We start from the raw sequence: 12,652 nt of genomic DNA, 5'->3' as shown, positions 1-12,652 counted from the left end.
TCTGTCGTTCCGGGGTGCCGCGGAATGACGAAAAGAAGAGACCTAAAGCTCCACCCCCTCGTGCCGCAGCAGCCAGCGCTTGCGCTCCAGCCCACCGCCGTATTTCACCAGCGACCCATCGGCGCCGATCAGGCGATGACACGGCAGCACCACACTGATCGGATTGGAGCCGTTGGCATGGCCAACGGCGCGAATGGCTTTGGGCATGCCTATCTTTGCCGCGAGTGCGCCGTAGCTCATCGCGGTCCCGGCGGGAATCCGCGCAAGTGCGGTCCAGACCTTCTGCTGGAACGACGTGCCGGCGGTGCGCCATGCGATGCACGAGAGCTGGCCAAGATCGCCTTCAAAATAGCCCGACAGCGCAGCCCGCATCTGCGTCGGCGCAGGCTGATTGCTCAGATCCACCACCCCATAATGCAGGCGCAACAGCTCGCGCATGCGGTGCTCGTAATCCGCCCAGTCGAGCGCGCGCAAGGCGCCATCGGCATCGGTGACGAGCAGGGCGATCCCGATCGGCGTCACCAGGCGATCGAGACCAAAGCGTTCAGGCGTTTTGGTTGGTCCAGCGGGCATTGCGGCACCATTGCATCGAAACACGCCGCCGGACTTGCCACGCCGGCCGTACTAACGTCCACCCGAAAGCTGACGCTTGGGGGGGCTCAACCTGATTTTGATTGCCAACCTCTGCGCTCTCGTCCACGGCAATCCCGCCTTAGCGTTCCAGACCAAGCCGTGCGTGATCGCGGCCGGCGGCGGTTGCGCTAGTGGCATTGTTCCTGGCCTAGTTTTTAGCGTGAGACGCTACGGCGCAGCGCCGTGATCCTTGCGCGGCGGCGAACGTTCCTCCACAATCTTCGGCAGCGATGGCGACCGTTGCATCAACGGACAAAGACCATCGATCGAAAATTCCGTCAGGAGGAACGAACCAACATGGACAATCGCAGAGCCTTCCTAGCTGCCACGGCGGCGCTCGCCTTCGCATTCTCCGCAAGCCAAGCCCTCGCCCAGAAGAAATACGACACCGGCGCGAGCGACACCGAGATCAAGATCGGCCAGACCGTTCCGTTCTCCGGTGCCTACTCGGTCTACGCCAATATCGGCAAGACCCAGGCCGCCTATTTCAAGATGATCAACGATCAGGGCGGCATCAACGGCCGCAAGATCAATCTGATCCAGTATGACGATGCCTATTCGCCGCCGAAGACGGTCGAGCAGGTGCGCAAGCTGGTCGAAGGCGACGAGGTGCTGTTCACCTTCCAGCTGATCGGCACCGCAGCCAATGCCGCCGTGCAAAAATATCTCAACGGCAAGAAGGTGCCGCAACTGCTGGCGTCCACCGGCGCCGCGCGCTTCAACGATCCGCAGAACTTTCCCTGGACCATTGCCTACAATCCGAACTACGTGTCCGAAGGAAGGATCTACGCCAAGTACATTCTCGCCAACCACCCCAACGCCAAGATCGGCGTGCTCTACCAGAACGACGACATGGGCCGCGACTATCTCGCGGGCCTCAAGAGCGGCCTGGGTGACAAGGCCGCCAGCATGATCGTCGGCGAGGTCTCCTACGAGGTCACCGATCCGACCGTTGACTCCCAGGTGGTCAAGCTGAAGTCGATGGGCGTCGACCTGTTCTATGACGCCTCGACGCCGAAATTCGCGGCGCAGGCGATCAAGAAGCTCGCCGACCTCGGCTGGTCTCCGGTGCATATCCTCGACATCAATGCGAGCCCGGTGTCGGCGACGCTGAAGCCGGCCGGCCTCGATATTTCCAAGGGCATCATCTCGACCAATTACGGCAAGGACCCCGGCGATCCCCAGTGGAAGGACGATCCGGGTGTGAAGGCCTTCTTCGCTTTCATGGACAAGTATTTCCCGGAAGGCGACAAGCTCAACACCGTGAACACCTATGCCTATTCGGTGGCGGAGCTCCTGGTCCAGGTGCTGAAGCAATGCGGCGACGACCTGACGCGTGAGAACGTCATGAAGCAGGTCGCCAACATCAAGGGCTATACGCCGAGCCTGGCGCTGCCCGGCATCAAGATCACCACCGGTCCCAACGACTACCGCGTCAACAAGCAGATGCAGATGATGAAATTCAACGGCGAACGCTGGGAGCTGTTCGGGCCGGTCATCGAGGACACGGGGCCGTCGGGCTAGGCTAAACGGTCATTCCGGGATGGCGCGCAAGCGCCAGACCCGGAATGTCGAGATTCTCAGGTGCGCAAGTGCGCACCATCATTCGATGCATTCGCATCGCCCCGGAATGACGGGGCCTACTCCGGTATCTCCCCAAAATTCTTCCCCACCGGCAACACCGCGTGTCGGATCAGGCGCGAATCCTCCACCGCTGCCTGCCTATGCTTCACGGCCTCGCGATAGACGGGATCGCGGATCATCTCGACGAAGGCTGAGACGCTCGGATATTCGGCGATGAAGCAATGGTCCCAGCGCTCCTCCTGGGGACCGATCAGCATCAGCTCGAATTTGCCTTGCCAGACGATGCGGCCGCCGAGGCGTTCGAACACCGGGCCGCTCTCGCGGCCATAGGCCGCATAGGCTTCGGCGCCGCTCGCCTTGCGGCCGTCCGGATAGGCTGCCTCTTTGCGTAGCCGCACCAGATTGAGCATGTGGATCGGGCCCGGGCGGTCGTTCTCCCGGAAATGCGCGAAGATCTCCTTGGTCGGATCGATATGGCCCATGCGAGTTTCCTTTTTCTTGATGCGAGCGATCCTAGCTCTGGCGCTCCAGAAGCGGAACTGCGGCCGGCGAATGCCGCACCTCCTAATTGCGCGTTAAGTTCTGGGTAACCGGGCCTTAAACAGCGACCGCTAGCGTGCGGCGGGGTGGGCTGACCGGGCGTTTGGCGTATGGCGTGGGGAAAGAAGAAGGGTGGGCGGAAGGAGCCGCTATTCGGCTTGCCTGCGGCGCTCGCCGACCTGCGCCTGACCGCGGCGGACCGCATTCCCGGTGGCGACGACAAGCCGAAGAAATCAGCGAAATCATCCGCCAAGCGCAAGAGCGACGATGCCGGCGACGAGCCGCCGCGCGAGCGCAAGGTATCGGCCGGCCCCGGCAGCGCCAAGCGACGGGCAAAGTCGCGCGGAGGCTTCAGCCTCGGCCGTCTGGTCTATTGGAGCGCGGTGCTGAGCTTGTGGGGCGTGATCGCCGTGATCGGCGTCGTGATCTATGTTGGCGCCCATCTGCCGCCGATCCAGTCGCTGGAAATCCCTAAGCGCCCGCCGACGATCCAGATCGTCGGCATCGACGGCAGCATGCTGGCGCAGCGCGGCGAGATGGCCGGCGCCAACGTCGCGCTGAAAGACCTGCCGCCCTATCTGCCCAAGGCGTTCATCGCCATCGAGGACCGCCGCTTCTATTCCCATTTCGGCATCGACCCGGTCGGCATCCTGCGCGCCCTCGTCACCAACGTGCTCCATCGCGGCGTCTCGCAGGGCGGCTCGACGCTGACGCAGCAGCTCGCCAAAAACCTGTTCCTGACCCAGGAGCGAACCATGCAGCGCAAGCTGCAGGAGGCGGAGCTCGCGATCTGGCTGGAGCGCAAGCATTCCAAGAACGAGATTTTGGAGCTCTACCTCAACCGCGTCTATTTCGGCTCCGGCGCTTATGGGGTCGAGGCCGCGGCGCAGCGCTATTTCGGCAAGTCGGCCAAGAACGTGACGATCGCCGAAGCCGCGATGCTGGCGGGCCTCGTCAAATCGCCCTCGCGTCTTGCGCCGAATCGCAATCCCGAGGGCGCGGAAGCGCGCGCACAAATCGTTCTCGCGGCGATGGCGGATGCGAAATTCATCACCGACGCGCAAGCCAAGGCCTCGATCGGCCATCCCTCCTATAACGTGAAGCCGGTCGGCGCCGGAACGGTCAATTACGTCGCCGACTGGATCGGCGAGGTGCTGGACGATCTCGTCGGCCAGATCGACGAGAGCATCAAGGTTGAAACCACGATCGATCCGAAGCTGCAGAGCGTGGCGGAAGCCGCCATCATCGACGAGCTCGCGGCCAAGAGCGTGAAGTTCAACGTCAGCCAGGGTGCGCTGGTGGCGATGACGCCTGACGGCGCGGTACGCGCCATGGTCGGCGGACGGAACTATTCCGAGAGCCAGTACAACCGCGCGGTCACCGCAAAGCGCCAGCCGGGCTCCTCGTTCAAGCCGTTCGTGTACCTGACGGCGCTCGAGCAGGGGCTGACGCCGGATACCGTTCGCCAGGACGCCCCGATCGAGGTCAAGGGCTGGAGGCCTGAGAACTACACCCACGAATATTTCGGCGCGGTGACGCTGACGCAGGCGCTGGCGATGTCGCTCAACACGGTCGCGATCCGCCTTGGCCTCGAGGTCGGACCGAAGAACGTGGTGCGCACGGCGCACCGGCTCGGCATCTCCTCGAAGCTCGAGCCGAACGCCTCGATCGCGCTCGGAACATCGGAAGTCTCTGTCGTCGAGTTGGTCGGCGCCTATGCGCCGTTCGCCAATGGCGGCCTCGCGGTGGCGCCGCATGTCGTGACGCGGATCAAGACGCTCGGCGGCAAGCTGCTCTACATGCGCCAGCCGGACGAGCGCAACCAGGTGATCGACCCGCGCTATGTCGGCATGATGAACACGATGATGCGGGAGACCTTGATCAACGGCACCGCCAAGAAGGCCGAGATCCCGGGCTGGCCGGCGGCCGGCAAGACTGGCACCAGCCAGGATTACCGCGACGCCTGGTTCATCGGCTACACCGCCAACCTCGTCACCGGCGTCTGGCTCGGCAATGACGACAACTCGCCGACCAAGAAGGCCACCGGCGGCGGGCTGCCGGTGGAAGTCTGGACGCGCTTCATGCGCACGGCACATGAGGGTGTGCCGGTGGCCGCCTTGCCGAGCTCACCAGGCGGCTGGGGCCTTTCGAACCTTGCGCAGGCCGCCTCGCAAGTCTCCCCGCCGACAGCGGCCGGACCTGCACCGACGAACAATGGCGGCTATCGCCCGCCGCCTCCCACGCGCGCCAATGTACGCCCCGAGGCGGCGGCAGGGCTCGACGGCTGGTTGATGGACCGGCTGTTCGGCGGGACCAGGTAGATTCGGGTTGAGGTCCTGAGCGCATCAAAACAAAACTGCGAAAACAACCCCATGCACAGTAGCCGGTGATAGAGGAATCAACGGCTTACGCGGATCGCAAAACAGCTGACGCTGGCGGCAAGACCATTTGACACGTCGGGGCAAAACAGCAGCGTTCGACGGAGGCCGATGATGGCTGGGCGGTGAATCCAGCGCGCCGCAGCCTCTCGACCAAACAATCACTGCCTCTCGAATACCGGATCGCCCGCTCCAGTGCGCAAGCGCCGACAAGGCCGACAATGACACCTTCCAGCAAAAGCAGGGCCTAATCCTCGACCCCATACCGGTGCAGATCATTCCCGCACGTGTCGAGCCACTTCTTGGCGCGTTCCATCGACGGGCAGATCTTACCGCAGACGCGCCAGAACCGCGCCGAGTGGTTCATCTCGACGAGATGGGCGACCTCGTGGGCGGCGAGGTAGTCGAGCACGAAGGGCGGTGCGAGGATCAGCCGCCAGGAGAACGACAGCGAGCCCGCCGAGGTGCAGGAGCCCCAGCGGCTGGACTGGTCGCGGATCGAGAGCCGCTTGACCCTGACGCCAAGCTCGGCCGCGTAGGCCTCGGCTGAGCGCTGGAGATCGCGGCGCGCCTCACGCTTGAGGAAGTCGCTGACGCGGCGGTCGACATGCTCGAGACCACCGGCGACGCAGAGAATGCGTTCGCCGGACTCGCGCATCTCGGTCCACACCGTGCCGCGCTGGCCGGCGCGATGAACGATGCGATGGGGCGTGCCGCGCAACGGTATCACCGTGCCTGGCTGGAACGGAGCCGCCTTCGGCAACCGGCCGAGGCGTGCGGCGATCCAAGCGCCGTGACGCTGCGCGAAGTCTTTTGCTTCGGCGAGCGTGCCGCGCGGCGGCATGGTGAGGATGGCTTCGCGATCGCTCGGATGGATTCTGAGCGTATAGCGTCGCGCGCGTCTGTGGCGGCGCAGCCGGATCGCAAAAAATTGCGAGCCGTGGGTGATGACGAGGGTCTTTGGTTCGTGGGGCCGCCGATAAAGGAGCGCGCGAGTGGCCATGTCTGTCAGTCCGGGGGGCAGGAGGGCGCCCCGATTCTGCCATAACCGCCGCCATGGGAAGCGCTCGGCGCAAAAACAAATCATTTGCCCAATATACAGCGGTCAGGCGTCCGGGAGACCCTACAGACTGGGGTTGGAACCATCAATTTTCCTCCCCGCTGGACGCATGCGGCACCCCCAAGGGGTGAGTAGCGACTCACTCCTTTGAGGTTACCTTAATACCGCGAATCTGGACGGAACCGCCCGCTCCAAAAGGCCCCGGCAGGGCAGGAATTTTCGACGGGAAAGCCGAAATACGCGACTATTCGGCCGCGAGCGCCTGCAGCGAGGTCGGATTCGCCGCCGACACCATGAAATCATGGATCCGCGGCACGATTTCCGACTTGAAACGCGAGCCGTTGAACACGCCGTAATGCCCGACGCCCTTCTGGACGTAATGAACGCGGCGATGATCGGGAATCCCGCTGCACAAAGTGTGCGTTGCTTCGGTCTGACCGAGGCCGGAGATATCGTCCTTCTCGCCTTCGACCGTCATCAAGGCCACGCGCGTGATCCTGGAAGGATCGACGCGTGTTCCGCGATGGGTCATCTCGCCCTTCGGCAGTGCGTGCTTCACGAACACGGTGTCGACGGTTTGCAGATAATACTCCGCGGAGAGATCCATGACTGCGAGATATTCGTCGTAGAATTCGCGATGCTTGTCGACGAGATCGCCGTCGCCTTTCACCAGATTGGCGAAGAGCTGCTTGTGGGCATCCATATGCCGGTCGAGATTCATGCTGATGAAGCCGTTGAGCTGCAAGAATCCCGGATAGACATCGCGCATCATGCCCGGATGCGGGAACGGCACCTTGGTGATGACGTGGTTGCGGAACCAGTCGATGCCGCGCTCCTGGGCGAGGTTGTTCACCGCGGTCGGATTGCGGCGGGTATCGATCGGCCCGCCCATCAGCGTCATCGAGGTCGGCACAAAGGGATCACGCCGTGCTTCCATGATCGAGACGGCGGCGACGACGGGGACGGAGGGCTGGCACACCGCCATAACGTGGGTGTTGCCGCCGAGAACGTGCAGCATCTCGATGACATAGTCGATGTAGTCGTCGAGATCGAAGCGGCCCTCGCTGAGCGGCACCATGCGGGCATCGGCCCAATCGGTGATGTAGACCTCATGCGCGGGCAGAAAGGCCTCGACCGTACCGCGCAGCAGCGTCGCATAATGGCCGGACATCGGTGCCACGATCAGCACGCGCGGCTGCGGACTGCGCAAGGGGCGAGCGAACTTGCGATCGAAATAGAGCAGCTTGCAGAACGGCTTTTCCCAGACCGAACGGATCTCGACGGGGACGCGGATGCCATTGACCTCGGTGTCGTTGAGGCCCCATTCCGGCTTGCCGTAGCGGCGCGTGGTGCGCTCGAACAATTCGCAGGCCGCGGCGACCGACTTGCCGACCTCGGTACGCGCCCAGGGATTGAGAGGATTCTGAAACAGGAGCTTGGTCGCATCGGTGACCGCGCGCGCCGGATTGAGAGAGGCTTGCGCCATCTCGTACATCCAGTACATCGGCGTCGTCAGGACCGGACTGCCTTCAGCCGCCAGGGGCGGCGCGCCGCCAAACTCACCAATAGGCATCGCTCATATCCCTCTTCGCATCGCAGCATACTGCCGAATGCGCAATATTGCGTCAATGCATGGTTCCGTACATCTACGTAGCGGAAGCGCCAAAACCAGCATGAATCCACGGGAAAGTGACGTTATTCGCCAGCCGAGAGCAGCGAACCGTGCTTCCTGGCGCTTCGCAATAGGGCAAGGAATGCCCCAAAAGATGCGACCAGCAGCACTGCGTTGATGGCCAACGCCTCCAGCATCAGATCGGTCCTAAAGGTTTGCTCGATCAGGAGCGCGCGCATTCCCTCGAAGGCATAGGTCGGGGGCAACGCCCAGGCGACGTATTGCAGCCAGGCAGGCAGCACACTGACGGGATAGTAGACGCAGGCGAGCGGCAGGATTGCGAACATCAAGGTCCAGACGATGCTCTCGGCGCCGAGGCCATTTCGCAGCACCAGGCCCGAGACGAAGATGCCGACCGACCAGCTCGTGAAGATCAGATTGCAGAAGAAGGCGATCAGTGGCAGGCCGAGGGCATAAACATTGAAGTGAAACAGGAACAGCGCGAGCAGCGTCATCGGAATGATCCCGATCGCGAGCCGGATCAGGCTCATCACCATCAGCGACAGCAGAAATTCGATCGGCCTCAAGGGGCTCATCATGAGGTTGCCGATGTTGCGTGCCCACATCTCTTCGAGGAACGAGATGGAGAAGCCGAGTTGCCCACGGAACAGAATGTCCCAGAGGATAACGGCGCCGATCAGCGTGCCGCCGGCGCGCGCGAAGAAATTGGCATTCTCGGCGATATAGAGCTGGAGGAAGCCCCAGGTGATGACTTGCAGCGCCGGCCAATACAAGAGCTCGAGCAGCCGCGGCCAGGACGACATCAGCAGATACCAATAGCGCAGGATCATCGCGCCGATGCGATGGGCGGAGATGCCGCGGCGGAGCGAGAGCTGGCTCATGGCGCCCTCCCGCATAGCGATGGAAATGCCGCGCACGATCTATCCAAGACGTCATTGCGAGGAGCTCGCGACAAAATTGTGTAGCAATTTTGCGCTGATGCGACGAAGCAATCCAGACTCCTTCTGCAGAAAGATTCTGGATCGCTTCGCTTCGCTCGCAGTGACGAAAGGAGCACCCGCTGCCTTCTCACTCTCACTTCGCCGCCTCCTTCGCACCGTTCACCCGCCCGCGTGCGACGTCCAAAAACACCTCCTCCAGCGTGGTGCGGTTGTAGCGGGCCATGATCGCCTCAGGCGTGTCGTCGTCCTCGATGCGGCCGCGCTTCATGATGATGACGCGATCGCAGAGCCGCTCGACCTCGAGCATGTTGTGCGAGGCCAACAGGATGGTGGCGTGGTGCTGCCTGCGATAGCGCTCCAGATGCGCCCGCACCCAATCGGCGGTGTCAGGATCGAGCGAGGCGGTCGGCTCGTCCAGCAAGAGCAGCTCGGGTTGGTTGATCAGCGCTTTCGCGAGCGCGACGCGGGTCTTCTGCCCGGCGGAGAGCTTGCCGTTGGCGCGATCGATGAAATCGCTGAGGTCGAGATCATCGGCGAGCTCGGCGATGCGCTCGGACAGGTTCTTCACCGCGTAGAGCTTGCCGAAGATGGTGAGGTTCTGTCGCACCGTGAGCCGCATCGGCATGTCGACATAGGGGCTCTCGAAATTCATCCGCCCCAGCACGGACGCGCTCTCCTCAGGCATCCTTCGCCCGAGCACCTGCACACGGCCGGAGGTCGGCAGCACCAGGCCCATGATCATCGCAATGGTCGTGGTCTTGCCGGCGCCGTTGCCGCCAAGCAGCCCGGTGATGCTGCCGCGCGGCAACGAAAAGGAGATATCGTCGACGGCGCGGGTCTGCTTGTAGACCTTGACGAGATGATCGACCGCAATCGCCGCAGGTGCGCTGCGATCCGCGACAGTCGGCCGACTTGAAGCCTTGTCATTCTCAGTCATGCTGGCCGTTCTTCTGCTATTGCAGCCGATAGCGCAAGGCTTGTAATTCCTGGGTGGTTCCGTGAGCCCAGCGCTTGTGATCGAGAAGGCACCGCCACATTGGCCGACATGACCGAAATTGCCGATTCCGGCTTTCGCCACGCGCAGCGGCATATCCGCCTGGACACGATCCTGCGGCTGCGCTGGCTCGCGGTGCTGGGGCAGCTCGCCGCGATCTTCATCGTGGCGCAGGGGCTGGAATTCAACGTCGAGATCGTCCCCTGCGTCAGCATCATCTTCCTGTCGGCAGCACTCAACCTGGCGCTCCAGACGGTGGCCAATCCAATGCAGCGGTTGGAGCCGATGCAGGCGGCCGGACTGCTGGCACTCAACATCGTGGAATTGGCTGGGCTTTTGTTCTTCACCGGCGGCCTCCAGAACCCGTTCTCGTTCCTGTTCCTCGCACCCGTGCTGATCTCGGCCACGGCGCTGCCCGCCCGCTTCACCTTTGGCCTCGGCCTGCTTGCCGTTGCCTGCGCCTCGATCCTGTTCTTCTTTCATCTGCCGCTGCCCTGGGATTCCGATGATCCCCTGGTGCTGCCGCCGATCTATCTCATCGGCGTCTGGCTCTCGATCGCGCTCGCGATCGGCGTCACCAGCCTCTACTCCTTCCAGGTGACCGAGGAGGCGCGCAAGCTCGCGGACGCGCTGGCTGCAACCGAGCTCGTGCTGACGCGCGAGCAGCATCTGACCCAGCTCGACGGATTAGCTGCCGCAGCCGCGCATGAGCTCGGCACGCCGCTCGCGACCATCTTCCTGATCTCGCGCGAATTGGAAAAGACGGTGAACGATCCGACCATCGCCGCCGACCTGAAAACCCTGCGCGAGCAGACCCAGCGCTGCCGCGACATATTGAGCAAGATCACGCAGCTGTCCTCCACCGGCGCGCCGTTCGACCGCATGAAGCTGTCGGAGCTGATCGAGGAGGTGGTTGCGCCACATCGCGACTTCGGTGTCGAGATCAAGGTGCGGATCGCGGTGGCCGTCGCGGCCGAGCCGGTCGGCTCACGCAACCCCGCGATCCTCTATGGCATCGGCAACATCGTCGAGAACGCAGTCGATTTCGCTCGCACCACCGTTGAGGTGAACGCCTGGTGGAACAAGGACCATATCGAACTCGTGATCTCCGACGACGGTCCCGGCATCCCGCCCGACATCCTCAACCGGATCGGTGAGCCCTATCTGTCGCGGCGGCGCACCCAGGATGAAGGCGGCGGCGAGCGGCGCGGCCTCGGTCTCGGCGTGTTCATCGCGCGCACACTGCTCGAACGCACCGGCGCCAAGGTCTCCTTTACCAACCGGACCTTTCCGGATCACGGCGCGGTGGTCCAGATCAATTGGCCGCGAGAGCGTTTTGAGGCTATCGAGACGCTTGAAGAAACAATAGGATAGGCCGCGACCTTGCGTCGCACAACGGGGCCGATCGACTATTGGCCGCCTTGGCACCGAACGATTGCGACGCCATATGTCAATGCGCTGGAGAGAGGACAACACCTTGAACGCCATCGCCGAACTGAACGAACAGACCGACCGCTCGCTTCTCATCGTGGAGGACGACAAGCCGTTTCTGGAGCGGCTGTCGCGCGCGATGGAGACGCGGGGCTTTGCCGTGACATCCTGCGACACCGTCTCGGACGGTCTTGCGCAGATCGGCAAATCGGCACCGGCCTTCGCCGTGGTGGATTTGCGGCTCGGCGACGGCAACGGCCTTGACGTGGTCTCGGCGCTGAAGAAGAAGCGCCCGGACGCGCGCGCGATCGTGCTGACCGGCTATGGCAACATCGCCACCGCCGTGACCGCGGTAAAGATGGGCGCGGTCGATTATCTCTCGAAACCCGCGGACGCCGACGACGTCGTCGCGGCGCTGCTCTCGACCAGCGCGGAGAAATCCGAACTGCCGACCAATCCGATGTCCGCCGACCGCGTGCGCTGGGAACACATCCAGCGCATCTACGAAATGTGCAACCGCAACGTCTCGGAGACGGCGCGCCGGCTGAACATGCACCGCCGCACGTTGCAGCGGATTTTGGCCAAGCGCGCGCCGAGGTAGTTTTCGCCGCACTTGCGCCCCGGACGCAGCGCAGCACGAAGTGGTGCGCTGCTGAGCTGGGGCCCATGCCTCAGCATACATTGTCGCCTTCTGGGTCCCGGCTCTGCGCCGCAGCGTTCAGCTGCAGCGCGTCCGGGACACGAGTGCGCCCTACTCCCAGAAATCCGCGTGTCCCTGCGGATCGACCAGGCGGTTGATCCGCAGCGCTGCCGCCATCGCGAAGCGCACCGTCATCTGCTTGCGCGTGGCGGCAGCAAGCTTGTGCTCGGGCGCCTCGCAATGCATGTGCGCGCCATAGGCGTCGGCAATGATGAGGCCGGTATCTTCAGGAAAGATCTCGCACGGCAGATCCTGCGTGAAGGCGAAGAACAGCCGGTCGCAATGAGCGCGGTATTCGTGCCATTTCTGATCGGCGCGCAGATCCTCCACCGACGACTTAATCTCGACGATCCAGACCTCGCCGCGCTCGTTCAACGCGACGAGATCGGCGCGGCGGCCCGACGGCAGCGGCAATTCGCTGATGCATGAGAAGCCGAGCGATCGCAACAGCCGCGCCGTCCCGCGCGCAACCGCAAGCGCCGTCTCCGACTGGCGACGGTCCGGCGGCGGTACGAGAGCGATGTTGCGGGCGGTGTTGTCCATGGGAGGAGGATAGCCGATTCCGTGAGGGACGGACACTGTCTCCCCACCCGTCATTCCGGCGCGCGCCCGCTTGGGGCGAGCCCGGAATCCATAACCACAGGAAGTGGTTGCTTAACGAAGACGGTCACTTCGAATCTTCGCCAAACTTCTCCCTGGGGGTTAAGGGTCTCGGGCTCGCTACGCGCCCCGGGACGACAGCGAGTGTGAGGCGAGAG

11 protein-coding genes are annotated in these 12,652 nt (G+C 63.3%); 4 read left to right on the top strand and 7 right to left on the bottom strand.

The window, feature by feature from the left end:
- Positions 1 to 42: 42 nt before the first annotated feature.
- Entirely contained in the window at positions 43 to 573 is a 531-nt protein-coding gene (locus IVA92_RS05980; RefSeq protein ID WP_247281981.1) for a methylated-DNA--[protein]-cysteine S-methyltransferase, read from the bottom strand.
- Positions 574 to 930: 357 nt separating this feature from the next.
- Here IVA92_RS05980 and IVA92_RS05975 point away from each other — a divergent pair, with 357 nt between their 5' ends.
- Entirely contained in the window at positions 931 to 2,157 is a 1,227-nt protein-coding gene (locus IVA92_RS05975; RefSeq protein ID WP_247281982.1) for an ABC transporter substrate-binding protein, read from the top strand.
- 116 nt (positions 2,158 to 2,273) lie between these two features.
- On the opposite strand, the gene IVA92_RS05970 is transcribed toward IVA92_RS05975, so the two are convergent.
- Entirely contained in the window at positions 2,274 to 2,699 is a 426-nt protein-coding gene (locus IVA92_RS05970; protein ID WP_247281983.1) for a DUF1330 domain-containing protein, read from the bottom strand.
- A gap of 168 nt (positions 2,700 to 2,867) precedes the next feature.
- On the opposite strand from IVA92_RS05970, the gene IVA92_RS05965 reads away from it, so the two are divergent.
- A complete protein-coding gene (locus IVA92_RS05965) occupies positions 2,868 to 5,078 on the top strand; it encodes a penicillin-binding protein 1A (protein ID WP_247281984.1) in 2,211 nt (736 codons plus the stop codon).
- A gap of 304 nt (positions 5,079 to 5,382) precedes the next feature.
- Here the strand turns inward: IVA92_RS05965 and IVA92_RS05960 are convergent, their stop codons facing one another.
- The 4 genes from IVA92_RS05960 to IVA92_RS05945 form a co-directional block, all read right to left on the bottom strand.
- Entirely contained in the window at positions 5,383 to 6,222 is an 840-nt protein-coding gene (locus tag IVA92_RS05960) for a SprT family zinc-dependent metalloprotease (protein WP_247281985.1), read from the bottom strand.
- Between the two features lie 217 nt (positions 6,223 to 6,439).
- The gene (gene phaZ, locus IVA92_RS05955) at positions 6,440 to 7,768 is read right to left on the bottom strand and encodes a polyhydroxyalkanoate depolymerase (RefSeq protein WP_247281986.1); all 1,329 of its coding nucleotides are present in this window, start codon (positions 7,766 to 7,768) and stop codon (positions 6,440 to 6,442) included.
- A gap of 122 nt (positions 7,769 to 7,890) precedes the next feature.
- Positions 7,891 to 8,709 carry an ABC transporter permease gene (locus IVA92_RS05950; RefSeq protein WP_247281987.1) on the bottom strand — a complete coding sequence of 273 codons (819 nt, stop codon included), beginning with the start codon at positions 8,707 to 8,709 and terminating at the stop codon, positions 7,891 to 7,893.
- A gap of 193 nt (positions 8,710 to 8,902) precedes the next feature.
- Positions 8,903 to 9,706 (bottom strand): ABC transporter ATP-binding protein, encoded by an 804-nt coding sequence (locus IVA92_RS05945; protein ID WP_247281988.1) that lies wholly within the window; start codon positions 9,704 to 9,706, stop codon positions 8,903 to 8,905.
- Between the two features lie 108 nt (positions 9,707 to 9,814).
- On the opposite strand from IVA92_RS05945, the gene IVA92_RS05940 reads away from it, so the two are divergent.
- Together IVA92_RS05940 and IVA92_RS05935 are read left to right on the top strand one after the other, a co-directional pair.
- Positions 9,815 to 11,137 (top strand): ActS/PrrB/RegB family redox-sensitive histidine kinase, encoded by a 1,323-nt coding sequence (locus IVA92_RS05940; protein ID WP_247281989.1) that lies wholly within the window; start codon positions 9,815 to 9,817, stop codon positions 11,135 to 11,137.
- A 103-nt stretch (positions 11,138 to 11,240) separates the two neighbouring features.
- Complete coding sequence (locus tag IVA92_RS05935; protein WP_275974801.1) at positions 11,241 to 11,795, top strand: ActR/PrrA/RegA family redox response regulator transcription factor; 555 nt, start codon at positions 11,241 to 11,243, stop codon at positions 11,793 to 11,795.
- A 150-nt stretch (positions 11,796 to 11,945) separates the two neighbouring features.
- Here IVA92_RS05935 and IVA92_RS05930 read toward each other — a convergent pair whose 3' ends face one another.
- The gene (locus IVA92_RS05930; RefSeq protein ID WP_247281991.1) at positions 11,946 to 12,437 is read right to left on the bottom strand and encodes an MmcB family DNA repair protein; all 492 of its coding nucleotides are present in this window, start codon (positions 12,435 to 12,437) and stop codon (positions 11,946 to 11,948) included.
- Between the last annotated feature and the right edge of the window lie 215 nt (positions 12,438 to 12,652).

The organism is Bradyrhizobium sp. 154, assembly GCF_023073875.1.
Taxonomy (GTDB): domain Bacteria; phylum Pseudomonadota; class Alphaproteobacteria; order Rhizobiales; family Xanthobacteraceae; genus Bradyrhizobium.
Note: the sequence above shows the minus strand (reverse complement) of the source record. Positions and strands in the feature narration are given on the sequence as shown.